The 24371-nt window shown below is 58.9% G+C and carries 21 protein-coding genes, 2 pseudogenes and 1 riboswitch; of the genes and pseudogenes, 17 read left to right on the top strand and 6 right to left on the bottom strand.

The annotated features are described in order from the left end of the window. Nucleotides 1-78: 78 nt before the first annotated feature. Entirely contained in the window at nucleotides 79-474 is a 396-nt protein-coding gene (locus ACXIUA_RS01390; protein ID WP_070478965.1) for an oxidoreductase, read from the top strand. 22 nt (nucleotides 475-496) lie between these two features. Here the strand turns inward: ACXIUA_RS01390 and ACXIUA_RS01385 are convergent, their stop codons facing one another. Then, nucleotides 497-1987, bottom strand: coding sequence for a leucyl aminopeptidase (locus ACXIUA_RS01385; protein ID WP_320072750.1), 1491 nt, complete (start codon nucleotides 1985-1987; stop codon nucleotides 497-499). A gap of 147 nt (nucleotides 1988-2134) precedes the next feature. Between ACXIUA_RS01385 and ACXIUA_RS01380 the strand changes: the two genes are divergently transcribed. Beyond that, nucleotides 2135-3250, top strand: coding sequence for a branched-chain amino acid aminotransferase (locus ACXIUA_RS01380; RefSeq protein ID WP_457975934.1), 1116 nt, complete (start codon nucleotides 2135-2137; stop codon nucleotides 3248-3250). Between the two features lie 7 nt (nucleotides 3251-3257). Here ACXIUA_RS01380 and ACXIUA_RS01375 read toward each other — a convergent pair whose 3' ends face one another. Together ACXIUA_RS01375 and ACXIUA_RS01370 are read right to left on the bottom strand one after the other, a co-directional pair. After that, nucleotides 3258-4256: a nicotinate-nucleotide--dimethylbenzimidazole phosphoribosyltransferase gene (locus tag ACXIUA_RS01375; RefSeq protein ID WP_457975933.1), complete on the bottom strand. Its 999-nt coding sequence runs from the start codon at nucleotides 4254-4256 to the stop codon at nucleotides 3258-3260. An 18-nt stretch (nucleotides 4257-4274) separates the two neighbouring features. Beyond that, nucleotides 4275-4982, bottom strand: a complete 708-nt coding sequence (locus ACXIUA_RS01370) for a DUF3043 domain-containing protein (RefSeq protein ID WP_070362186.1) — start codon at nucleotides 4980-4982, stop codon at nucleotides 4275-4277. A gap of 150 nt (nucleotides 4983-5132) precedes the next feature. Between ACXIUA_RS01370 and ACXIUA_RS01365 the strand changes: the two genes are divergently transcribed. Further along, a complete protein-coding gene (locus ACXIUA_RS01365) occupies nucleotides 5133-5477 on the top strand; it encodes a HesB/IscA family protein (RefSeq protein ID WP_070362187.1) in 345 nt (114 codons plus the stop codon). Nucleotides 5478-5553: 76 nt separating this feature from the next. Here the strand turns inward: ACXIUA_RS01365 and ACXIUA_RS01360 are convergent, their stop codons facing one another. Next, nucleotides 5554-6546, bottom strand: coding sequence for a S41 family peptidase (locus ACXIUA_RS01360; RefSeq protein WP_256000328.1), 993 nt, complete (start codon nucleotides 6544-6546; stop codon nucleotides 5554-5556). A 13-nt stretch (nucleotides 6547-6559) separates the two neighbouring features. Then, nucleotides 6560-8482: an asparagine synthase (glutamine-hydrolyzing) gene (gene asnB, locus ACXIUA_RS01355; protein ID WP_457975932.1), complete on the bottom strand. Its 1923-nt coding sequence runs from the start codon at nucleotides 8480-8482 to the stop codon at nucleotides 6560-6562. A gap of 436 nt (nucleotides 8483-8918) precedes the next feature. On the opposite strand from asnB, the gene ctaC reads away from it, so the two are divergent. The 13 genes from ctaC (at nucleotide 8919) to ACXIUA_RS01290 (ending at nucleotide 22984) form a co-directional block, all read left to right on the top strand. Then, entirely contained in the window at nucleotides 8919-10013 is a 1095-nt protein-coding gene (gene ctaC, locus ACXIUA_RS01350; protein ID WP_070362189.1) for an aa3-type cytochrome oxidase subunit II, read from the top strand. Nucleotides 10014-10030: 17 nt separating this feature from the next. Continuing rightward, nucleotides 10031-10462, top strand: coding sequence for an aa3-type cytochrome oxidase subunit IV (gene ctaF, locus ACXIUA_RS01345; protein ID WP_070362190.1), 432 nt, complete (start codon nucleotides 10031-10033; stop codon nucleotides 10460-10462). A 455-nt stretch (nucleotides 10463-10917) separates the two neighbouring features. After that, nucleotides 10918-11538: an aa3-type cytochrome oxidase subunit III gene (ctaE, locus tag ACXIUA_RS01340; RefSeq protein ID WP_176754846.1), complete on the top strand. Its 621-nt coding sequence runs from the start codon at nucleotides 10918-10920 to the stop codon at nucleotides 11536-11538. Between the two features lie 80 nt (nucleotides 11539-11618). Next, nucleotides 11619-12467 (top strand): cytochrome bc1 complex diheme cytochrome c subunit, encoded by an 849-nt coding sequence (gene qcrC, locus ACXIUA_RS01335; protein WP_070362191.1) that lies wholly within the window; start codon nucleotides 11619-11621, stop codon nucleotides 12465-12467. Beyond that, the gene (qcrA, locus tag ACXIUA_RS01330; RefSeq protein ID WP_070362192.1) at nucleotides 12464-13684 is read left to right on the top strand and encodes a cytochrome bc1 complex Rieske iron-sulfur subunit; all 1221 of its coding nucleotides are present in this window, start codon (nucleotides 12464-12466) and stop codon (nucleotides 13682-13684) included. Before qcrC ends, qcrA begins: the two co-directional genes overlap by 4 nt. Next, on the top strand, nucleotides 13684-15303 hold the full coding sequence (gene qcrB / locus ACXIUA_RS01325; protein ID WP_070362193.1) for a cytochrome bc1 complex cytochrome b subunit: 1620 nt from the start codon (nucleotides 13684-13686) through the stop codon (nucleotides 15301-15303). The genes qcrA and qcrB overlap by 1 nt, the downstream gene beginning before the upstream one ends. Before the next feature lie 535 nt (nucleotides 15304-15838). Next, nucleotides 15839-16012: riboswitch (cyclic di-AMP (ydaO/yuaA leader) on the top strand. Nucleotides 16013-16024: 12 nt separating this feature from the next. After that, nucleotides 16025-16768 (top strand): C40 family peptidase, encoded by a 744-nt coding sequence (locus tag ACXIUA_RS01320; RefSeq protein ID WP_070362194.1) that lies wholly within the window; start codon nucleotides 16025-16027, stop codon nucleotides 16766-16768. 125 nt (nucleotides 16769-16893) lie between these two features. Next, nucleotides 16894-17940, top strand: coding sequence for a C40 family peptidase (locus tag ACXIUA_RS01315; protein WP_083433139.1), 1047 nt, complete (start codon nucleotides 16894-16896; stop codon nucleotides 17938-17940). 5 nt (nucleotides 17941-17945) lie between these two features. Next, nucleotides 17946-19091: a glycosyltransferase family 4 protein gene (locus ACXIUA_RS01310; protein ID WP_457975931.1), complete on the top strand. Its 1146-nt coding sequence runs from the start codon at nucleotides 17946-17948 to the stop codon at nucleotides 19089-19091. An 11-nt stretch (nucleotides 19092-19102) separates the two neighbouring features. After that, complete coding sequence (locus tag ACXIUA_RS01305; RefSeq protein ID WP_070362197.1) at nucleotides 19103-20074, top strand: ROK family protein; 972 nt, start codon at nucleotides 19103-19105, stop codon at nucleotides 20072-20074. Next, nucleotides 20067-20807 (top strand): lysophospholipid acyltransferase family protein, encoded by a 741-nt coding sequence (locus ACXIUA_RS01300; RefSeq protein WP_070362198.1) that lies wholly within the window; start codon nucleotides 20067-20069, stop codon nucleotides 20805-20807. The genes ACXIUA_RS01305 and ACXIUA_RS01300 overlap by 8 nt, the downstream gene beginning before the upstream one ends. 189 nt (nucleotides 20808-20996) lie before the next feature. Next, a complete protein-coding gene (locus tag ACXIUA_RS01295; protein ID WP_070478769.1) occupies nucleotides 20997-21509 on the top strand; it encodes a polyadenylate-specific 3'-exoribonuclease AS in 513 nt (170 codons plus the stop codon). A gap of 86 nt (nucleotides 21510-21595) precedes the next feature. Beyond that, entirely contained in the window at nucleotides 21596-22984 is a 1389-nt protein-coding gene (locus ACXIUA_RS01290) for a class II 3-deoxy-7-phosphoheptulonate synthase (RefSeq protein ID WP_070362200.1), read from the top strand. A gap of 37 nt (nucleotides 22985-23021) precedes the next feature. Here ACXIUA_RS01290 and ACXIUA_RS01285 read toward each other — a convergent pair. Continuing rightward, nucleotides 23022-24209: pseudogene (locus ACXIUA_RS01285) on the bottom strand (protein kinase domain-containing protein); the annotation flags it as partial. Nucleotides 24210-24230: 21 nt separating this feature from the next. On the opposite strand from ACXIUA_RS01285, the pseudogene ACXIUA_RS01280 reads away from it, so the two are divergent. Next, nucleotides 24231-24371: pseudogene (locus ACXIUA_RS01280) on the top strand (hypothetical protein); the annotation flags it as partial.

Below are 24371 nucleotides of genomic sequence, written 5' to 3'. Positions count from 1 at the left end.
CTTTCGGGGGCAACTAATTTGTTGAAGGCCACCAAACGCAGAATTGGGGCGTCGAGAAATATCCGTATGATGAGAGAAGTGTTTAACCTGTTCGGCAAGCGGAAGAAGCAGACCACCTTCAAACCCCCACGCGCACCCGGCGAAACCATCCGGCCGGAAGACGCTGCCTACCTCCAGGAATGGGTTGCGAAGCGTGCCTTCGTTGAGGGGTTTGTTGAGCCGGAAACGATGGTCAACGAGATGTCCGTCGTGCTTGTCGATGAAGAGGGCAACTACACCCGCCGACGCATCGGAGGTCCCAAAGGTATCGACGCCGTCGCTACGCTGCTGAATATATCTCTTTATGACGTCGAAGAGACCGGGTACCCAGACCGGATGCGTCGCAAAATGGAGCAAGAACGCATCCTGCGAAAGCGGGCGGAACAGAAAGAACGCCGCGCCAAGTTTGAGCGCGGCGAACATCCCTTTTCCTAAGTCCTTTTCCTAAGTCCGGGGACTAGTTGGCCTCGGCGATGCTGCGAAGCGTTGCAACGATCGTGCGCAGCGGGGCACCCGTCGCGCGCTTCGGCGTGTAGCCGCGTGGCGAGCCACCGTTCCACGCCGGGCCGGCAACATCGATGTGCACCCACTCGGTGTCCTCGCCGACGAAGCGGGACAGGTACAGGCCAGCGAACAGCATGCCGCCGGTACGGGCATTGTGGACGTTGCGGATATCGGCGACTGGGGACTTCAGCTCTTCTTCCTGTTCCTCCAGCAGCGGCATCGCCCAGGCCTGCTCGCCGACCTCGCGGCCCAGCGCAGCGACGCGGTCGCGGAACTCATCAGAGCCCATGACGCCGGCAGTGCGGTTGCCGAGGGCGACGAGCTGAGCGCCGGTCAGCGTGGACGTCTCAATCATGAAGTCAGGGTTATCTTCAGCTGCGCGTGCCATCGCGTCCGCCAGCACGAGGCGGCCTTCAGCGTCGGTGTTGAGTACCTCGCTGGTGATGCCGCCGTAGTGGCGAATCACGTCGCCCGGGCGGGTAGCGGTGCCGGACGGCATGTTCTCCGCGAGTGGCAGCCAGGCGTCGACCGCAACATCCAGGTTGAGGCGGGCAGCTGCAACAATTGCGCCGAACTGAGCAGCAGAGCCGCCCATGTCGGAAATCATGTCCTCCATCTTTGCACCCGGCTTGAGGGAGATGCCGCCGGTATCGAAGGTGATGCCCTTGCCAACCAACGCGACAGAGGACTTCGACGCGGAAGGCGTCCACTTCAGGTGCACCAGGCGCGGCGCGCGGGCGGAGCCTTTGCCGACCGCGAGGATGCCGCCGAAGCCCTGCTCCTCAAGCTGCTTCTCGTCGAACACCTCGACCTCGAGTCCAACCTGCTTGCCGACGTTCTCGATGAGCTCCGCGTACACAGCAGGGTAGAGGTGGTTCGACGGCGTGTTCACGAGATCGCGCGCCAGCATGACCGACTCGGCGAGGATCACTGCCTGGTCGAATGCTTCCTTTTCGTCTTCCTTGCCTACAACGGTGACGTCGGTAAGCCCGTGCTCGCCGTCGCAGCCACACTGGCACGGGGCTTTGAAGCCCTTGTACTTGTACGCGCCGAGCAGCAGGCCTTCCACGACGGGGGTGACACCGAACTCAGTCGAAATCACCGCAGACTCCGTGCCATACAGTGTGCGAGCCAGGGAACCGACAGCGCGACGGACAGTCTCGTCATCAATCTCATCGGCGTTGCCCAGGCCAAAGGCGATGACCAACTTCCCATCAACGACCACGCGGGTGATCTCGCCGGCGGTGCCCTTCGCGCCGACTGTCTCCAGCGCCTCGAGTGCACCCTTCGGTGCCAGAGAAGTCACTGGGACCTCAACCTTCGAGTCATCCGAGGTCACGGGTAGCAAGAGGGCAGCGGTGTCGCTCGGAGCGGACGTCGAAAAGTTGAGGGAGACGGAGTCGCCCCGGACCGGGAGCAGCGATTCAGGAACCGAAAAAGTCATGAGTACATGCGCCTTTCTTAAGATTATTGAACATCGCCAAGGGTACCTGGAATAAGGGACGCGTGGCGCGGGGCAAGCTATTTGTGCGTGGAAGAAAATATGGAATTCCGGTTCCAAAGAGTGGAATCGGGGAGTAGGGTGGTCTGCATGACTCAAGGCACACCATTTGAAATTATCCCGAATCCGAACAAGGCAACTGACGAAGAGCGCAATGCAGTGCTCGCAAACCCAGCCTTCGGGCAAGAGTTTACTGACCACATGGTCTCCATCGACTGGGACGAGGCCAACGGCTGGCATAACGCGCAGGTCCGCCCGTACGGGCCGATCTCGCTGGACCCGGCGACCAACGTCTTCCACTACGGGCAGGCGATCTTCGAAGGCCTGAAGGCATACCGCCACCACGACGGCTCGATCACGACGTTCCGCCCCGAGCAGAATGCGACGCGTTTTGCCCATTCCGCGCATCGCCTGGCAATGCCTGAGCTGCCGGAGGATCTGTTCATCGAGTCGCTGCAGCAGCTGGTGGCGATTGATAAGGACTGGGTCCCCGAAGCTGGCGGGGAAGCGGCGCTGTACCTGCGTCCATTTATGATTGGCACCGAGAAGACGCTCGGGGTGAAGCCCTCGAGCACCTACACCTATTACCTCATTGCATCCCCAGCTGGCGCCTACTTCTCCGGCGGCGTCAAGCCCGTCAGCGTGTGGATCTCCGAGGAATACGTCCGCGCGGCGCCCGGCGGCACCGGTGACGCCAAGTTCGCCGGCAACTACGCGGGTTCCCTGCTCGCGCAAGCCGAGGCAGAAGAAAAGGGCTGCGACCAGGTTGTCTGGCTCGACGCCATTGAGCGCAAGTACATCGAAGAGATGGGCGGCATGAACCTCATGTTCGTCGAGGGCAGCGGGAAGGACGCGAAGTTGATCACCCCAGCACTGTCCGGTTCCCTCCTGGCTGGCATCACCCGCAAATCGCTGCTGCAGGTTGCGGAAGACCTCGGCTACAGCACCGAGGAGCGCAAGATCACGGTGGAGCAGTGGCACAAGGGCGCTGAAAACGGCACCATCAGTGAGACGCTTGCATGCGGTACCGCAGCGGTGATCACTCCGGTCGGGCGCGTGCTGGGCCGCCACGGTGAGTTCACCGTAAACAACAATGAGGCCGGCACCATCACCATGCAGCTGCGCGAGCGCCTGCGCGGTATCCAGGACGGCTCGGTCGAAGACGTCCACGGCTGGAACCACACGCTCGTCCCAGCCGAGAACTAGAGGGATCTCAGGCCGGGGCGCCCTCTGGGGCCTCCGGCCCGAGCACTGTAGTAACGAGCTCAGAAGCCAGGTTGATTTGCGGCAGCGCTGCGAGCGCGCCCACTCCCTGGTTGAGCGACAAGTCCAGTGCCAGCACCGGAATGATATCGAGGGCCTGGAGCACCAGCATCTGGGCGGGTTCCGGACTGAGCTGGCCCGCCATGATCCACTGCTTCGTGCCGGGTGCGAGGCGCTCGGCGGCGTAGGCGGCGACGGTGGCGTAGAGGCCGTCGAAAAGTACGGGGGTTCGACGAACCGCGGCCTGCGCGAACATACCGACAAGGAACGCGAAATCTGGCCCCGAAAGCTCGGCAAGGACGCGGGGGACGTCGTCACTAAAGGTGCGCACCCGGAACATGGCGTCCCGAATTGCCGCAACTTTCACTTTCCAGACGTTGTCGTCGATGCCCGAGCCGCGCCCGATGACCTTGACCGGCTCGGTGCGCGACAGCGCGCCATAGACGGCGGCGGCGACCGTCGAATTGCCGACGCCAATGTCTCCAGGAATGAACAGGTCAACTCCACTGTCTACGCCCTGGTCAACGACGCGAGCACCGTGCGCGACTGCCTGCTCGAACGCCTCGGGCGTCATGGCGGCTTGCCGGTCTATCGCGCCTGTCGGCAGCGTTAAGTAGTCATTAATCTGAATAATCGACGCGCCCGCGGCCTCCGCTGCAACGCGAGCGACACCGCCACCTGCCGCAATCTGCTTTACAGTGGTCCAGGCGGCGTCGTGTGGCTGCGCGGAAATATCGCGTGCTGCGACACCGTGGTTACCGGCGACAAGCACGCACTGCGGCTGACGGAACGCAACCGGGCGCGTACGGTTTTGCACCGAAGCGGTCCACTCCGCGATCGTTCCCACGCGACCGAGACCGCGCCCCTCCGGGCTGCGCAGTAGTTCGCGGGAAAGCTCGCGGCGCAGGGTTTCGCTTGGATGCTCAATCGGGTCGAATGCAACAGCCATGAAACGTCCTTTACCCAGTTAGTTCACGGTCTCGCCGATGCGCACCTGTGGCTTCGGCGAGCGCCACTTCCGCGGCTGCGACGCGCGGGAGAACGCGTACATACCAAGGCCGAAGCCGGTATCAGCCGTACCAGGGAACTTCGCGCGCACAGCGTTGTTCGCACGCTTGCCGATCAGGAATGCCTCACCAAGAATCAGCACGATAAACACCATCGGCAAAATAGCGATGGCGCCGGCGATCTCCGGGTACCAGGAGCCGATGAAGAGGATGAGGAACAGCAGGATCGCTAACGGCATCGCGTAGTTGTTCATGAAGCGGCGCGAATCTACCCAGTCGCGGACGAAGCGGCGGGTTTCGCCACGGTCGCGGTCCATGAGGTAGCGCTCGTCGCCAGCGTCCATCTTGGCTTGGACCTCGCGATTGTGCTTCTTCGCCTCTTCGCGCTGCTGCTTCTTGTATGCCTTCCACTCCTCCTTCGACATCGACTTCTTCAGCTCTTTATTCTTCTGGTACTGCTGAGCGGGAGTTGTCGCGTTGGGGTCGCGGACCACGCCGCGCTTAATCTCCTGATCAAGGCGCTTCGGCGTCGGCCGACCCTTCGGAGGGGTGTAGCCCTTCGGGTACTTCTTCGCGGGTTCCGCGTCGGTTTCGGGAGTCTCCGCTCGATTCGCTGCGGCAGCAGCGGCGGCTGGAGCCTCATCAGATTTCTGCCAAGGAAGTTTCACGCTATACAGGCTACAAGGCCGTCCCCGAAAGTGGGGAATAAGCGCCCGCTCCCATACGCTGTAGACGATGACGGTGTGATGCGAGTACGCTAGTGCCACACTCCGAAGCACGCATCTTGCGTGAAGATATTCGCTAAGCAAGGAGAAAGAATGACTGCACCTACCTCTGCCACGGGCGTGACCCTTACTGAAGCAGCGGCTGCAAAGGCGAAGGCTCTGCTCGACCAGGAAGGCCGCGACGACCTTTCGCTTCGCATCGCTGTTCAGCCAGGCGGCTGCGCTGGCCTGCGCTACCAGCTGTACTTTGACGACCGCGAGCTCGACGGCGACAAGGCTGACGTTGTCGGGGGTGTGCGCCTCGTCGTGGACAAGATGAGCGTGCCGTACCTCACCGGTGCAACGATCGATTTCGCTGACACCATCGAGCAGCAGGGCTTCACCATCGATAACCCGAACGCTGGCTCGGCCTGCGCGTGCGGCGATAGCTTCAACTAAGCAGTAGCTTTTCGACGCCAACACCCCGCGCCCACCTCATGATTGAGGGGAGCGCGGGGTGTTTCGTCTGCGTGGACTAGTTGCAACCGTGCTCGGTCGCAAGCCATTGCATCGCTTGCTCGAACGGCACATCGGTTTCGACGTCGGGCTGCACCGGATCTTCGGCGAACTCCTCGCCAGTGCGTGCCTTGTCCTTCGCGATAGTCAGCATTAGCAGGCTGCCGTCCGGGAAGTCGTACACCATATTGGCCGAGGCGTAGCCTGCGGTAGGGGAGCCGAAACTTTGTGAGCGCTCAAGTCCCCGGAACGACAGCATCGTGGCCTCGCCCGACGAAGCAGTGTCGCCATCGACTAAGACCGCCACCGGCGCATCCCACTTCCCGCCAGAAGTCGTGATCGGGGTGCCGCCGCCGGTCACCGAGTTCCCCTCAACCGTGACCTGCGTGGTGTTCGTCCGCGATACGAACTCGAGTGCCGTGCCGTCCGGCAACAGTGAGGAGAGGCCTGCGACCATTGGGCCCATGTCGCCACCGTCGTTGCCACGCAGGTCAACGACCGCCCCGCATGCCCCGGTATCACGTGCGGAAGCCAGGCCAGTCGCGAGCGTGTCTGCGTAGCCCTGCACATCATCGTGCCGATCGACGCCAGGCACGGTTGCCACCGCAACGCGGCCCTCGACGCTGACTGCGGCTTCCGACTTCTCTTCCATAGTCCAGCCGAGGTTAGGGTTACCAGGTTCAATCAGACGGGAGTGCTTCCCGCCAGCAGCTTTGACTGCGTCCTCGAGGGCGGGGTAAACGTCGTGAAGCGTATCAGCCTGCTTTGCGGCCTCCTTTGCGCGGGCCTTCGCCTCCTCGAACTCTGTTGAGTCGGCGTAGATGCCCTGCTCGGCGAGCGCGAGCACCGTCGCGCTATACCGCTTCGGCGTCTGTGTCCCCGCGAAACGAGCGGTGCCCGTCAGCATCGCGGTGAGCGTCGGACCGTAGACGAACGCCACGGCGCCAACTGCAAGCAGTAACGCGCTGAGCATCGCAACGATGGTGGTCAGTACTCGTTTCTTGGTCCACATGAGCAGGTCCTCCTTAAAGCTGAACCGGGTATTCCTTGTGCTCGATGCCCGGATCAATGCGATGCTCGACAAAAATGCCGTGCCAGATCATAAACGCAAGCACCGTCCAAAGGCGACGCGAATGATCGGAAACACCGTCACGGTGCTCCTTGAGCATCTCCAGCACCTGGTCCTTGGCGAAGATATGGTCGGTCTGCGAATCACGGATCGTGTCCTGCGCCCAACCAAAGAGCTCATCGCCGGCCAGCCAGTGGCGCATCGGAACAGGGAATCCCAGCTTCTTGCGGTGGAGAACATGCGGCGGAACGATCTGCTCCATCGCCTTACACAACGCGTACTTGGTGGTGCCGTGCGCGATCTTCTGGTCGTACGGAATCGTCTGTGCGACCTCAAAGACCTCCTTATCCAGGAACGGCACGCGCAACTCCAGCGAGTTCGCCATGTTCATCTTGTCCGCCTTGACCAAGATATCGCCGCGCATCCAGGTAAACAGGTCCAAGTTTTGCATCCGGGCAACTGGATCCATCTCTGTCGATGTGGCGTAAATCGGCGCGGTGACCTCGCGGTGGTCCCACTCGCGCTTCGCCCAAGGCAGCACACGCTGTAGTTGCTCGAAGTTAAAGGAACGAGCGTTACCGTAGTAACGGTCCTCCATTGGGGTCGTACCGCGTTCGAGTAAGCTCTTGCCCTTCATGCCTTCCGGCAGCACACGGCTTAGCCTGTTCAGTCCCCGTAGAAGAGGCGTCGGCAACTTCTCGAACGGCGCGAGCGACAGCGGTTCCTTATAGATGGTGTACCCACCGAACAGCTCGTCGGCACCCTCACCCGAGAGCACCACCTTGACGTGCTTGCGGGCCTCCTGTGCGACGAAGAACAGCGGGACAAGCGAAGGGTCCGCGACCGGATCATCGAGGTACCACATGATCTTCGGCACCGCGTCCGCGTACTCTTCAGGCGAGACAATCTTCACGATGTGCTCAACACCAATCGCCTCAGCGGACTCCGCAGCCACGTCTACCTCGGAGTAGCCCTCGCGCTCGAAGCCGGTGGTGAACGTCAGCAAGTTTGGATTGTGCCTCTTCGCCAGGGCCGCAATCGCTGTCGAATCAATGCCGCCCGAGAGGAAAGAACCGACGGTGACGTCCGCTCGCATATGCTTCTCGACGGAGTCTTCGAGCGCCTGAGCGATCCTGTCGTAAAGCTTCTGCTCTTGACCTTGTGGGATTTGCTGGGGCTTGAAGTGTGGTTTGAAGTAGCGCTCCGATGTGACTTCACCGCCAGGCGTCAGTGACACCGTGCAGCCAGACTCCACGCGTCGAATGCTCTCGTGCAACGTTTCTGGTTCGGGAACATACTGCAGGTCAACGTAGTGCTCGATAGCTCGCCGATCTAACTCGAGACCAATCTCCAGCTCTGGAGCCATTTCTAGGATGGACTTCTTCTCGGAGGCGAACACGGTACCGACCGGGGTAGTGGCGTAAAACAAGGGCTTAATGCCGAATTGATCACGTGCCGCGAACATACGCTGTGTCTCGGTATCCCAAATGACAAACGCGAACATGCCACGCAGGTGTTCGACAACCTTCTCTCCCCAGTGGTGGAAGCCAACAACGATTGGCTCACCGTCGCCCGAGGTATTGAAATCGTAGCCTGCCTCCTGCAGTTCCTCGCGAAGCTCGATGTAGTTATAAATCTCGCCGTTGAACGTCAGCGCGTAGCGCTCCGGATTCTCCTTCGGGCCCCAGCGTAGGGGTTGGTGAGAATGCTCGAGATCGATAATGGCAAGGCGGTTGAAACCAAAAACGGCGTGGTCGTCGTTCCAGGTGCCGGCGGCATCAGGGCCACGGTGATACATGCAGGGCAACGCACGTTCCGCGGCTTCCACGAAGCTTGCGGCATTGCTGTTTGTGGTGAGTAGAGCCAACAGGCCACACATAGACTTGAAAACCTCTCCTATATATAAGGTGTACGCAGCCGTGCGGAGTGCTGGGCCACGAAGCATTTCTTCCAATCAACAATAGGGTTTTCTGTAGGAGATGCGCGAACCAACGAAACCAGCGCCAAAATGCGGAAATTCTTCATCCTTTATTCGGTCCCCAAAAGGGGGCCAACTTATGGTTGAGCAATTTGAGTGAAAAATAAAGCTCTTACCAGGACGTTTGTACCGTTTTATGCAAAACCCGTTGAGTGCACGGCTTTTGCATACACGGTAAAAGACGTCAGCTGACTACGAATGCTTACCTCGACTCAAAATCTAAAGAATTCAGAGGCGCTGCGCCTTATCCACTATTCTGACGGAGTAACAATGCTTGGGCGCACCTGTTTGTGCGTCCTGCCGTAAACAGCGAGTGTGGACAGGAAGGCAGACACACGTGGAAAAGGTAAAGGACCGCAACTTCGCGAAGAAAATCGCAGTTGCCGGATCGCTCCTGCTGGGCGGTCTCGCGCTGACGGGCTGTGAGGTTGCACCGCCAGAGGCGCTCTCGAAGGTGCTGGATATGGGTTGGCCAGATCCTGTTACCCCTGAGGGTGAGCAGATGTACAACTTCTGGGTATGGACCTGGGTTGCAGCATGGATTATCGGCATCATCATGTGGGGCTTGTTCCTCACTGCGATCTTCAAGTGGAACGCGAAGAGCCAGGAGAAGCGCGGCAAGTCTGAGTTCCCGAAGCAGCTCCAGTACAACGTGCCGCTGGAACTTGTGCTGACGATCATTCCGATCGTCATTGTTATGGTGCTCTTCTTCTTCACCGTCCAGGCGCAGACGAAGACTACAGCCCTCGGCAAGGACCCGAAGGTGACGGTTGACGTAACCGCATACCAGTGGAACTGGAAGTTTGGCTACGCAAACGTTGACGGCGAGTTCACCTCTAACGGTCAGGCATATGACGGTGTTGACACCGAGCGTCAGGCCAAGGCCGAGGCAACGAAGTACGACGACGAGAATATTAAGAACCCGAACCCGATCCACGGCACTTCTACCGGTGACCTCTCGTACCTCAATTTCAATGAGATTGAGACTCTCGGTACTACCGAAGAGGTTCCGGTGCTCGTCCTGCCAACCGATCGTGCGATTGAGTTCCGCCTTGCGTCCGGTGACGTGAACCACGCATTCTGGGTTCCTGAATTCCTCTTCAAGCGTGATACCTACGCTCACCCAGAGGTGAACCAGCAGCAGCGTGCATTCCAGATTGAGAAGATCGATAAGACTGGCGCATTCGTTGGTCGCTGTGCCGAGATGTGCGGTACTTACCACTCGATGATGAACTTCGAGGTTCGTGCCGTGACCCCAGAAAAGTTTGCTCAGTACATTCAGTTCCGTATTGACAACCCTGAGGCGCCAAACTCCGATGCGCTCGCATCCATCGGCGAAGCGCCGTACGCCACCTCCACACGTCCGTTCGTGTCTGACCGCCACGGCACCCGCGACGGCAACAACACCAACGACCCTAACGCGACGGTATAGAAAGAGAAGGCAGAGAAATGGCAACTGGTTCAAAAGTTTTCTACGCAATCGGTACCTTCCTGGCGCTGATGGCAGTCTTCTACATGATCAGCACAGCGTGGATTGGCGAAGATGCTTACCTCTACGGGCTCGAATGGGTCGGTGGCGTTGGCTTAGTTCTCGCTACTGCGCTCTGCTTCATGCTCGCCGTCTACCTCGACATCACCGAGCGTCGCATGGACGTTGTTCCGGAAGACTGGGAAGAGGCAGAGGTTGAAGATGGCGCAGGCGTGCTCGGCTTCTTCTCGCCAAGCTCCATCTGGCCGTTCGCAATGTCTGGTGCGGTTATGTTCCTCGGACTCGGAATTGCATTCTGGCAGCTGTGGCTCGTCGTGTTTGGCGCAGTATTCCTCGTGTGGACCACTACGCAGCTGAATCTCCAGTACGGTATCCCGCGCGAGAAGCACTAAAGATTCGCTGACCTCCCCGCCTTCGGGAGGTGTCGGCGAAAACTGATCCCCTTCAGCTAAGGCTGAAGGGGATTTTTGCTTGCTATTTTCATCCTTTCGGTTGAACTCATTCGTAACACTTGGGGGTCATACGAAAGTAGGTCTGCAGTCGGAAACGGCAGCGGTGGAATGTGAGTCCCATCACTATTGGGAACTTTTGAAACACCGCAAAGAGTCGATGAAAAAGAATCCTGGATTGCCTAAAAATCAGCCGAAAGTGAGCTGAATGAAGTCGAGAAAGTTGTGACCTGCATTGATGTAGTCGGATGAGTGGCTAGAAAAGTTCCCGGTATCGCAGAAAGTTATTTCCTTCGAGCGCTATTAGGCCAGAAAAGGCAGGTTAGCGCGAAATCTGCCGAAAAGTTTGTGGGTGAAAGGAGATGACTTTGACCCAAAAACAGGGGATAATCACATGCGTGACGACCGCAATTTCTAACCAAGGTATGGCGACACCGCAGAATCGTGTCCCGGCGCTGAACCGACCAAACATGGTCAGCGTTGGCACGATCGCGTTCCTCGCCCAAGAGTTGATGTTCTTTGCCGGTTTGTTCGCGATGTATTTCACCTCGCGTGCAAACGGTATGACCGCAGGCGACTGGGATAACCAGACGGCACACCTGAACGTGATGTTCGGCTTGATCATCACGATCGTGCTTGTGTCTTCTTCCGTGACTTCTCAGTTCGGCGTATTTGCAGCAGAAAGGGGTGACGTTTTTGGGCTCCGCAAATGGTTCACGGTAACTATCGCGCTTGGCGTTGTCTTCCTCGGACTCGTGGCTTTCGAGTGGGGAGAAATGATCATGCACGGCGTGACCATTCAGGCGAGTGTCTTCGGGTCAGTGTTCTTCATCATCACTGGCTTCCACATGGCGCACGTGACCGCCGGCATCATTGCCTTCGTGGTTGTGCTGCTCCGCGTATCTAAGTCGAAGTTCACTCCGGCACAAGCTACTGCAGCAATGGTGACCTCTTACTACTGGCACTTTGTTGACGTAATTTGGGTCGGCGTCTTCATTACTCTGTATATCGTTCAATAGGTATCTGATACGTAGAGTCGCCGTCGAAATGACGGAAGGCCATTTATCTGTATTAGACACTGACGCTCAAAGGGAACAAGATGGAAAAATCACCTAAGAAAAAGCGCAGTCGGCGCAAGGCGCAGCGCACCTTTGCTGGTGCAGCAGCCTTGACGCTCGGCCTCACGGGTGCGGGTTTCCTCGCATCGGCGCTTGCCCCGAACGCGCAGGTCGCTACTGCGCAAAAAGATGACCAGGCAATGATTCAAGAAGGCAAGGACATTTACGACGTCGCTTGCATCACTTGCCATGGCGCAAACCTCCAGGGTGTTGAAGGCCGCGGCCCGTCCCTGATCGGCACCGGCGAAGGTGCTGTGTACTTCCAGGTCAACTCCGGACGTATGCCGATGATGTCGAATGACGCTCAGGCTGAACGCAAGCGTCCTCGTTACACCGAGTCCCAAGCACTGGCACTGGCTGCCTATGTTGCTGCCAACGGTGGGGGACCGGAGCTGGTGTACAACCCAGACGGTTCACTCGCGAAGGAAGAGCTTCGCGGTAAGAACTACGATGGCCAGATTCAGGCTGGCGACGTCGCACGTGGCGGCGAGCTCTTCCGCTTGAACTGCGCGTCTTGCCACAACTTCACCGGCCGCGGTGGCGCACTATCTTCTGGTAAGTATGCGCCGGAGTTGGACCCTGCGAATGAGCAGGAGATCTACCAGGCGATGCTGACTGGCCCGCAGAACATGCCAAAGTTCTCGGATCGCCAGCTCAGCGCCGACGAGAAGCGCGACATCATTGCGTTTATTAAGTCCTCGAAGGAAACCCCAAGCCCTGGCGGTTACGCCCTTGGTGGCCTTGGCCCAGTTTCTGAAGGTATGGCTATGTGGATGATCGGCGTAACGCTCGTTGCTGCCGCAGCTATCTGGATTGGATCGCGCTCATGAGTGAAGTAAACAAGAACTACACATCCCAAGATTTGGACCGCATGAATAATGCGGAGCTCGCTGCTCTGGGCACGGAACTCGACGACGTCACCGTTGCGTACCGCAAGGAGCGGTTCCCAGTTGATGGCGACCCACGCGAGAAGTCTTCCGAGCTCGGAATCAACATTTGGTTGATTATTTCGGTGCTCTGCGGAATCGCGTTCCTCGGTGTCTATCTCTTCTGGCCATGGGAGCCACGCTTCCATGGCGATGAAGGACTCTGGGTTTACACGCTTTACACGCCACTGCTCGGCCTTACTTCTGGTGTCGGTTTTGCCGCCCTGGGTATCGCGATCGTCCAGTACGTGAAGAAGTTCATCCCTGAGGAGATCTCCGTACAGCGTCGTCACGACGGCCGCTCTTCCGAATTGGACCGTCGCACGACGACCGCTCTTCTGAATGATGCCTGGGAGACTTCCACCCTTGGTCGTCGTAAGGCAATGAAGGGTCTGCTTGGCACCGCTGGTGTTCTCGCCGGCCTCATGGTCGTTGCACCCCTCGGTGGCATGATCAAAAACCCGTGGAAGAAGCGCCACGACCTTAACTACTTAGGTGATGGCACGCTTTGGACACACGGGTGGACCATGCAGGAGAAGGGCGTCAAGGTTTACCTCGGTCGCGACACTGGCGCGATCGCCGAGCTGCACGAAGGCGTAGCTGGCTCGCACTACTCCACGGCAGGTGTTTCCCGCCTGGTGCGTATGCGTCCAGAAGACCTCGCTGCTGCTTCCATGGAGACGGTATTCCCGCTCTACCCGGAGGATGTCAACGATGGTGACATTTACGACCCAGAGCGAGACGTATACGAACATCACATGCACTCGCTGCATGGCCCTCGTAATGCAGTTATGCTGATCCGCCTCCGCTCGGAAGACGCACGCCGCGTCGTTGAGCGTGAAGGTCAGGAAGATTTCCACTACGGGGATTACTACGCATACTCCAAGATTTGTACGCACATTGGTTGCCCGACCTCGCTTTACGAAGCGCAGACGAACCGCATCCTTTGTCCGTGCCACCAGTCGCAGTTCGACGCACTGCAGTACGGCAAACCGATCTTCGGACCGGCTGCCCGTGCTCTGCCTCAGCTTCCTGTGACTGTTGACGAAGACGGTTACCTCATCGCCAACGGAAACTTCATCGAGCCCGTCGGCCCGGCATTCTGGGAGCGTAAATCCTAATGAGTACTAAACTTGCACAAGCCGCGGACAACGTTGATTCGCGGTACACGGTAGCCGGTTTCCTCCGGCCACAGTTGAATAAGGTCTTCCCGAGCCACTGGTCTTTCATGCTCGGTGAGATGGCGCTGTACAGCTTCATTATCTTGCTGCTGACAGGTATTTACCTCGCGCTGTTCTTTGACCCTTCCATTACGAAGGTGATCTACGACGGCGGGTACCTACCGCTCAACGGCGTGGAAATGTCACGCGCGTACGCCACGGCTCTGAATATTTCATTCGAGGTCCGCGGTGGCCTGTTCGTTCGTCAGATGCACCACTGGGCTGCGCTGATGTTCATGATGGCGATGTTCGCCCACATGATGCGTATCTTCTTCACCGGTGCGTTCCGCCGCCCACGTGAGGCTAACTGGGTCATCGGCGTTACCCTGATTCTCATCGGCATGGCCGAAGGCTTCATGGGTTACTCCCTGCCAGACGACCTGCTCTCTGGTGTTGGCCTCCGTATTATGTCCGCCATCATTGTTGGTATCCCGATCATCGGTACCTGGATGCACTGGGCAATCTTCGGCGGCGACTTCCCGTCTGACCTTATGCTGGACCGCTTCTACATCTTGCACGTTCTGATCCTCCCGGGCGTGATCCTGGCTCTGATCGCAGCGCACCTGCTGCTCGTCTGGTTCCAGAAGCATACCCAGTTCCCAGGCCCCGGCCGTACGGAGAACAACGTTGTTGGCATCCGCATTATGCCGGTCTTCGCAGTCAAGGCGATCGGCTTCATGATGGTTGTCTTCGGTGTCCTCGCTGCTATGGCTGGTCTGACCACCATCAACGGCATTTGGAACATCGGCCCATACAACCCGTCGCAGGTCTCTGCCGGTTCGCAGCCTGACGTTTACATGCTGTGGACTGACGGCGCAGCTCGTGTCATGCCAGCGTGGGAGCTCTACCTCGGCCCGTACACCATTCCGGGTGCCTTCTGGGTTGCCCTCATGTGTGGCGTCATGGTCGTCCTGCTGATCAGCTACCCGTTCATCGAAGCGAAGGTGACCGGTGACACGGCGCACCACAACCTGCTGCAGCGCCCACGTGACGTTCCAGTGCGTACCGGCCTCGGTGTGATGGCACTCGTGTTCTTCCTGTTGCTGACGATTTCCGGTGGCAACGACCACGTTGCTCACTTCTTCCAGATCTCGCTGAACGCGATGACCTGGTTCGGTCGCATCGGTCTCATTGTCTTGCCGCCGTTCGCATACTGGCTGACCTACCGTATCTGTGTTGGTCTGCAGCGTTCCGACCGTGAGGTTCTGGAGCACGGTATCGAAACGGGCATCATCAAGAAGCTGCCTAACGGTGCGTTTGTGGAGATCCACCAGCCGCTTGGCCCAGTCGACGAGCATGGACACCCAGTGCCACTCGATTACGCTGGTGCTCCGGTTCCGAAGCGCCTCAACCAGCTCGGCTTCGCTGACTCCGAGACCATCGGTAAGTTCAAACCTGCTGAGCTTGGCGTTTCCGAGCGCGTCCGGGACGCGCAGCGCGAGAACCACCATGAGGAGATCGAGACGTTGCGCAAGCTCGAGGAAACCAAACACCTCGATGACCGCAATGCTTCTGAATAGGCTCTAACACACTAGCGGTCGCTCAAGGCGCCCTGGTTGGTTGTACGAGAGTACAGCTGGCCAGGGCGTTTTTGTATGTCTGGTCAGTTCACTTTTGGAACCCAGCACCTTTATCTCACTCGTGCTATGACACAAGCCCACTTCAGGCTTCGTTCTGTTACGGCACTTGGTATAAATGCGGAGCAATGGCTCACCGCTTCACGTCTGAAGGCGGAGGAATTTGAAGCCATTTCGAAGCGTTATGGAAGCGTTACACAATATTAGTGAGTAATGTCACATAAGAGTGATTTAGTGCATTCTTACCAAATCGGCTCTCTGTGTACAGGTGAGGAAGGTTCGCAAAAGCGCAGGTAGAAGGTCATTCGTCAGGTTCGGTACATTGTGGCGCTCTGCTTGTAGTTCTCAGGAAAATTCGCGCGGAATGAGGGGAGGGAAAAATAACGGAACGATAACGGCCGTGTCGTTGGACAAAGATGTTTCCGTTTCGTAACCTAATCGAGACATTGCAGCAACAGCCGTTGAAAGCAAACAGTAAGTACATATAACGCCTAATTCCCTGAGCCTTAGTGGCTTCGGGAAGCCGGGGACCCAAGCAGGATTTTCTCTCTGGGGTGAATGCGAACGAGAGCGGAGTTTTCCGTGGAAGTCGTAAGGCTGGTTCTCTAGCCCAACCCGTCAGCTAACTCGGTCGGCAAAAGAGAAGATATGGAGTTTTACAATTATGGCTAAGCACCGTCGTCAGGCACACAGCACTGCACGTAACGTCGCGGTAGTGACCGCAGCAGCTGCAGGTGCCTCGCTGCTCTCGCCAATCTCTGCAGAGGCGGCTGAGGTTCGCGTCCCGAACTCGCCGGTAGCTGTTCAGGTCCCAGGTATTGAGAACGTGCCGGGCATCGCTGCGATTCCTGGCATCGAGGCTTGGATCCCATCCCTGGCAGGTCAGAAGTCCAATGCTGATGTCCCTACGGCAATTGCGCAGGTTCGAGCGGTTCCTGGCGTCAACAACGTACCTTCGTTTGGTGCATGGCTGGCAAACGTCGAGGCTCAGTTCAAGGCGCCAGTCGCGAAGGCATACTCCGCAAACGTTGCTGCGCCGGCAGTTGCTCCAGCGCCGCAGGTCTCCGCAGGTCAGCGCCTGGTCGATATTGCACGTACAAAGATTGGTGCTGCATACGTATACGGCGCTGCGGGCCCGAACGTGTTCGACTGCTCCGGTTTCACCTCCTGGGTATATGCGCAGGCTGGTAAGTCCATCCCTCGTACCTCGCAGGCGCAGGCGGCTGCGGGTACTCCGGTTCCGCTTGATCAGCTTCAGCCTGGTGACATCGTGGCTTACTACGGTGGCGCTTCCCACGTTGGTATCTACACCGGCAACGGCACCATCATTGATGCACTGAACACCAACGCACCGGTCGCTGAGCGTCCGCTGCACATGATGCCAGTGCACTCCGCTGTGCGCTTCTAAGCACGGTATTTATCGGCCGATCCAAACGATTGTGGTGGGGGTCGGCAGAAGAATTACAAGATTGTAACTTTAAGCCCCTCTCGCTATATTGGTGATAGTTTTTCTTGCCAGCGAAGGGGCTTTAAGTGGCTAAACACTCTTTACATGCGCGTCATGTTGCAAATGGGCGTTCCTGGGGGAAGCGCGTGGCGCTGGGTGCATCGCTCTCTGTCGTTGTGGGCAGTAGCGTTGCTGCTCCGTCCGCAGTAGCGGATGATGTCGAGGAACTGATTCATCAGGTTGATGAGCTTTCGCATGAGGTCACCGCAAAGGTAGAAGAGCTCAAGGGCGTCGAGGATGATATTGCCGCGAAGTCGGAGGAACTTGAGCGCTTGCAGTCTGACGCGGCGGATGCGCGTACCCAAGTCCAAGCTGCGAAAATCGCTCGTGATGATCTCCAAAGGGAAGTAGACCGCCTCGCTGCTTCCCGGTACCGCAACGTCCAGGCCGATGTGATCCTTACAACGCTGGACTCTGGTAGTCCCCAGACTGCTATTGACCGTGCTGCGTACCTGGATTCGCTGTCCCGCAAGCAGCAAAGCGTGCTCCGCGAGTACGAAGGCGCTGCCCAGGACGCGGCAACGAAGGCGAATGCTGCAAACGTAGCCCTTGCGGAAGCGCAGTATCTCCGAAATGACCTTGATTCAAAGCGTTCGAAGCTCGAGCGTGAGCGCGAGGCGCTGCAGGGACAGATTGAGGAGATTGAGGCGCGCGTCGATAATTTGTCGCCGGAAGCGCGTTCGTTGTGGGAGGGACGTCTGCACCCCGTTGATGCTGGCTCGTTGCCTCCGGTGGGGGATGGGGTTGTCGGTGCCGCGCTCGCGCAGGTTGGCAAGCCTTATGGCTGGGGCGCGACGGGGCCGTCGGCGTTCGACTGCTCTGGGCTCATGGTGTGGGCTTACGGGCAGAACGGTAAGGCGATCCCGCGTACCTCGCAGGCTCAGCTTGCTGGTGGCATGCCGGTGAGCATGGGGGATCTGCAGCCAGGTGACATTGTCGGTTATTACCCGGGAGTGACGCACGTTGGCATGTATATCGGCGACGGCATGGTTGTGCATGCCTCTGACTACGGTATTCCGGTTCAGGTTGTCCCGTTGAATTCGATGCCGGTCCAGGGCGCTGTCCGTTACTAGGCACCATGACTGTTTTATTGGTGACGAATGATTTCCCACCGACTGTCGGTGGGATTCAGTCGTACTTGCGGGATTATGTGCAGGAGGTCGTTCACCGTCGTGGGGCGCAGAGCATCATTGTGTTTGCCTCGATGCAGGATAAGGCGGCTGCTCTCGCATGGGATGCGGAACAGCCGTACACGATTATTCGTTGGCCTTTTCCGGTGATGTTGCCTACTCCTGCTGTCCGGAGGATGATGCAGCGAATTATCAGGGAACAGCACGTCGATACGGTGTGGTTTGGTGCTGCAGCTCCTCTTGGAGTGATGGGGGGTGCTGCGAAGCGTGCGGGTGCTTCGCGGGTTGTGGCAACGACGCATGGCCATGAGGTCGGGTGGTCAATGTTTCGCGTTGGTCGTCGACTGCTGCGAACGATTGGCGGTAGTGCCGATGTAATCACGTACATTTCGGAGTACACACTGGGGCGATTCAAGGAAGCGTTTGGTCCGAATCCTCAGTTCGTTGCGCTTCCCTCAGGCGTATCGACGTCCCGCTACGCGCCCGCAACGCAGCAGGAGAAGTTGGAGACCAGAGCTTCGTTCCGAATCGGCGCGGAGTCTCCGCTGATTGTGTGTGCGTCGCGTCTGGTGAAACGCAAAGGGCAAGACCGGTTGATCCGCGTCCTGCCGCGAGTGCGCCAGCGGGTGCCGGGTGCACAGTTGGTGATTGTTGGGGAGGGGCCGTATGCCCGTCGGCTTCACGCGATGGCGGAGGGCGTCGACGGTGTCAGGTTCACCGGGCGGGTCAGCGACGATGACCTGTGTCGAATCGTTGCGGCTGCAGACGTGTTCGCGATGCCGGTTCGTACCCGCGGCGGAGGCCTCGACGTTGAGGGTCTCGGGATTGTGTTTCTCGAGGCCCAGGCGTGTGAGGTGCCGGTGGTCGCTGGTGATTCGGGCGGTGCGCCGGAAACGGTGACGGACCACAGCGGAGTGGTCGTCGATAAGAATGATGATGCACTTGTCGAGGCGTTGGTGCGTCTGCTGCGTGATCCCCTGCTGCGGGAATCGATGGGGGAGGCGGGTCGACGCCATGTGCAGCGGGAGTTTTCGTGGCAGGTGTTGGGGGAGCGGTGTGAGAAATTATTATTTTCTCAGGCTCTCGGCGACTAGCATGGTCATGTATGTCTACTGAATCCAAGCTGACTGTCGGTTTTGATATCGGCGGGACGAATACTCGCGCAGCAGTGGTTGATGACTCTGGGCGCATCGTTGCATCGATATCTACTGGTACTCCGCAGACTGGTGATGAGCTTATCGACGTCATCGTCGATATGGTGCGGCAGCTGCAGCGGGAGTACGTGGTTGATGCTGTCGGCTTGGCTATCGCCGGTTTTCTTGACCCGGACTGCGAGATCGTGCGGTTCGCCCCGCATTTGCCGTGGCGCAACGACCAGCCGGTTCGGGCGCAGCTTGAGGAGGCTCTGGGGCTACCAGTCCGCCTTGAGCACGACGCGAACGCGGCAGCCTGGGGTGAATACCGATTTGGCGCAGCAAAGGATGCGGATATCTGGGTGTTCTTTGCCGTCGGTACCGGTATCGGCGCAACGCTGATGATTGATGGCAAGATTTACCGCGGATCGTTCGGCACTGCCCCCGAGTTCGGGCACTTGACTGTTGTGCCAGATGGGCGCGTGTGTTCCTGCGGTAAGCAGGGCTGCTTGGAGCGGTACGCCTCGGGCACGTCGTTGGTAGACTGTGCTTTGGAGGTCGCAGCGCACGGCGGTTTTAAGAAGTGCGGTTTGTACCGGAAAGTCGTCGATAAGCGGGCGACGGGCCATGACGTGATGGAGGCTGCACGCGAGGGCGATGAGCTTGGCGTGAAGGCGCTTGCGAGTTTTGCGGAGTGGCTGGGCCGTGGTTTGTCGATAGTGGCTGACGTTATGGATCCGGGCCTAGTGGTCCTTGGCGGTGGCGTGAGCGCCGACGCAGATCTCTTTATGGAAGATGCCAAGGATTCGTTGCGTCGTAACATGGTTGGCTCCGGGTACCGCCCTGTTCCGGAGATTCTATGCGCAGAGCTGGGCCCGCAGGCAGGTATGATCGGTGTCGCAGACTTGGCTCGTGAGGATCTAGCAGGGAGACACCGTGCATAACAAGTGGTATTCGGCGTTTAAAGCGTTGCTAGGTCCAGCGCTGCTCGTGTGGAATCGTCCCACGATTGAAGGCGCGGAGCATGTGCCAGACGAAGGCGGCGTCATTCTTGTCTCGAACCACCAAGCGGTGATGGATTCGTTCTATCTGCCGCTGATGCTGCGTCGGCAAATCACGTTTCCGGCGAAGAGCGAGTACTTTACGCAACCTGGCTTGAGGGGCAGGTTCAAGCGGTTTTTCTTTACCGCTGTTGGTCAGATCCCTGTGCATCGCGGTGATTCGAATGCGGGCGCGAACCTGCAGCAGGCTGCGCGCGAGGTGATTGTTGATCGCAACGACGTGTTCGGTATCTACCCGGAAGGCACGCGTTCACCGGATGGTCGGATCTACAAGGGGCGCACCGGTATGGCTCGTGTCGCGATGGACACGGGAGCGCCGGTGATCTTGGTGGCCATGATTGGCACCCGCGAGGCGAACCCGATCGGGTCGGTGCTTCCGCGCCCGGCGAAGGTCCGCATCAAGCTCAGCGAACCTATTGACCCGCACGCTTGGGCGACGGAGCACGGATTTGATCCGCACTCGCGGGAGGTGATGCGTCCGTTTACGGACTTCGTGATGCATAAGATGTCTGCGTTGTCCGGGTACCCGTACGTGGATGTGTATGCTTCGGACGTCAAAAAGCATCTGGAAGAGACGGGGCGCTATCCTGAGGGCGCCGAGCCCGAAGAGGATTAAGTAAGGACGTTTGATGGACCGGGACCTCGTTACTCGTATTGTGCTCGTGTGCTGCGCGGTGGGAGCGTATCTCGTCACGAGTGAACTTGAGATAGCCAGGAATGTGATTTCGCCGCTACTCGTACTGTTCGTTGCAGCGGTGATGTTTTGGCCACGCAAACCTGAGGGGCCGGAGGGTGAGGCGAACTAGTGCGTTACTTTTACGACACAGAGTTCATCGAAGACGGCTCGACCATTGAGCTAGTCTCCATCGGCATCGTCGCGGAGGACGGCCGTGAATACTACGCGGTGTCCAATGAGTTTGACGCCGCGCGTGCGAACCAGTGGGTGCGCGACAATGTCTTGGATAAACTGCCCGGTGCTGGTCACCCCGCATGGAAGTCGCGGGAGCAGATCCGCAGTGAGGTCTACGAGTTCTTGACGACGCCCCGCTCCGCCCCGGAGCTTTGGGCATGGGTGGGGGCGTACGATCACGTTGTGCTGGCGCAGCTGTGGGGTGACATGACCGGGTTGCCGAAGAACCTTCCGCGCTTTACTCGAGAGCTGAAGCAGTACTGGGAAATGGCGGGGCGGCCGAGGCTGCCACAGGTGCCGCGCGGGAACCACGATGCATTGGTAGATGCGCGCCATAACCTGAAGAAGTACCGCGTATGCGCGGAATATTTGCCGCTTGACCGGCTTGGCCGCGCGTCTAGATCGTGAGACGCGCGTTTCACACTTTGAGTCTGTGCAGGTATTCGCGCCGCAAAGTTGTGGTATTCGTCGCAGCTTCGTGCTAAACATTAAGTGTGAGTTGGACAGTAGATATCCCCAAAGAAGTTCTCCCCGATTTGCCACCGCTCCCGGGAGACCTCAATGCACAGTTCCAGGACGCGTTGTCGCGTGACGCGAAGCAGCAGCCGAGCTGGGACCGTCATGAGGCTGAGTATGTGCGGAAGATTCTCGAATCTGTACCGCCGGTAGTTCTTGCCCCAGAGGTTGAAGAACTCAAGCAGAAAATGGCGAAGGTCGCTAACGGTGAAGCGTTTTTGCTTCAGGGTGGTGACTGCGCGGAGACATTTGAGTCCAACACAGAGCCTCATATCCGCGCGAACGTGCGTACACTCCTGCAGATGGCGGCAGTGTTGACGTACGGCGCGTCGATGCCCGTAGTGAAGCTCGGGCGTATCGCCGGGCAGTACGCAAAGCCACGTTCATCCGATCTCGACGGCAACGGCTTGCCGAATTACCGCGGTGACATCGTCAATGGCGTCGAACCGACTCCGGAGGCGCGTCGCCATGATCCCGCTCGCATGGTCCGCGCGTACGCAAATGCGTCTGCGGCTATGAACCTGGTTCGTGCACTTACTGCGTCCGGTACCGCGGACCTGCACAACATCAACACTTGGAACCGCGAGTTTGTGACCAACTCTCCGGCGGGTGCACGCTACGAGGCGCTCGGCCGTGAGATTTCGCGCTCGCTTGCCTTCATGGATGCTTGTGGCGTGAGCGACGAACACCTCCGGACCTCGGAGATTTACGCCTCCCACGAAGCTCTGCTTGTGGACTACGAGCGCGCAATGCTGCGCCTCGCCGAAGACGATCAGGGGGAGACGCGGCTGTATGACCTGTCCGCGCATCAGCTGTGGATCGGCGAGCGCACCCGCGATCTCGATGACTTCCATGTGAACTTCGCCGCGATGATCGATAACCCGATCGGCATCAAGTTGGGGCCGACGACCACTCCGGAAGAAGCCGTGGCGTACGCGGATAAGCTCGACCCGAATTTCGAGCCTGGCCGTTTGACGATGGTGATCCGGATGGGGCACGACAAGATTCGCGAAGTGTTGCCAGGCATCGTCAACGCCGTCGAGGCATCTCGCCATAAGGTGATTTGGCAAAGCGACCCGATGCACGGCAACACGTTTACGGCGTCAAATGGTTACAAGACCAGGCACTTTGACAAGATTCTGGATGAGGTCCAGGGCTTCTTCGAGGTGCACCGTCAGTTGGGCACGCACCCGGGTGGCATCCACATTGAGCTGACCGGCGAGGCGGTCACCGAGTGCCTCGGCGGTGCGCAGGACATCACTGACGTTGACCTGCCAGGCCGCTACGAATCTGCCTGCGACCCGCGCTTGAACACTGAGCAGGCACTCGAGTTGGCCTTCCTCGTAGCGGAGATGTTGCGCTACTAAGATTGCGCGCGGCGGTGGCGCCTTAGGGCATCGGTAGGAGGATCTGCGGAATCTCGCCGTACATGCCGGACCCGAGCCACCAGCCGCCCACCGCAACCAAGCCTGTGCAGATTGCGCTGAACACTAGGAAAACTGCCAGGCCGATTCCCGAGCGGTTGCTCACCGGCTTGCGAGGTCGCGCCGGGGAAAGCGGGGCTTGCGGTGGAGCCGGGGCTGGCACCTGTGGTGGTGGCGGTGCAGGCGCCGGGGGCTGGACTGTCGGCGCATCCACACGTGTTCTCGGGGAATCATCTGTTGAATTCGGCCGGAGGCGAAACTGCGTGGGGTGAGCTGCGGCACGATTCGCTGCGGAATGCCTTGGTACGGGTACCGCGTAGGGTGGTAGCTCAAGCGCGTCCGCTACGTCGTTGAGCGCAGCGAGGAACTCCGATGCGTCATGGAAGCGGTCGTGGGGGTCGGTCGCGGTGGCGGTGGCCACGAGTTCGTCGAAAAGCTTTGGTACGCCTCCGATCCGAGAGCTGGGCGCGGGCACCACATCATGTAGCCGTGCGAAGGCGTGCGCGATGGGGGTATCGCCGTTGAAGGGCTGCTGGCCGGTGAGTAGCTCAAAGAGCACGATGCCTGCGGAATAGACGTCGGAGGCCTGCGTGATTGGTGAACCGTCCACTTGCTCGGGGGAGAGGTAGGCGACCGTACCTACGATCTGGCCGGTGGAATGCGTGATGTCTGAGACCGCACGCACAAGGCCGAAGTCCGCAAGCTTGACACTGTGATCGCTGTTAATCAGGATATTGTCCGGTTTGATATCGCGGTGCACCATTCCTTTTTGGTGCGCGACCGCGAGGCCAGTGAGCACAGCCCGCATTACCTCGGCGGCGGCGTGCGGCGGCATGGGACCGCGCTCGGCGAGCAGCTCACGCAGTGTTCCACCGGTGATGAGCTCCATGATTAAAAATACTTGGTTCGTGGGTTCGCCTTGGGCAGCGAAGTCGTACACGTTGACCAGGTTGGGGTGGGAAAGCTGGGCCATCGCCCGAGCTTCTCGACGAAACCTCTCACGAAACACGCTGTCATGCACATAGGACTCGTGCATCACCTTGGCGGCAACTTCACGGCCTAAACGCGTATCGACGCAGCGGTATACCGTCGCCATGCCACCGCGTGCGATGGGGCGATCGATGATGTACCGGTTGTCCAGCGTGTCTCCAACTGCGAGCTGTGCCATGCGCTCCAGTATGGCCCAAACGTGCTCTCGACGCGTAAACTGTCGGTCGTGAGTGCTCAACAGACTATTGATTCTTTGCTCGAACACGATGAACTGCTGACCTTTCCCGAAGTTGCGGAAACACTCGGCGTTCCAGTCACAAAAATCCACGACTATGTTCAC

The organism is Corynebacterium sp. UMB8791, assembly GCF_054166365.1.
This window is presented reverse-complemented; position numbering and strand designations above follow the sequence as displayed.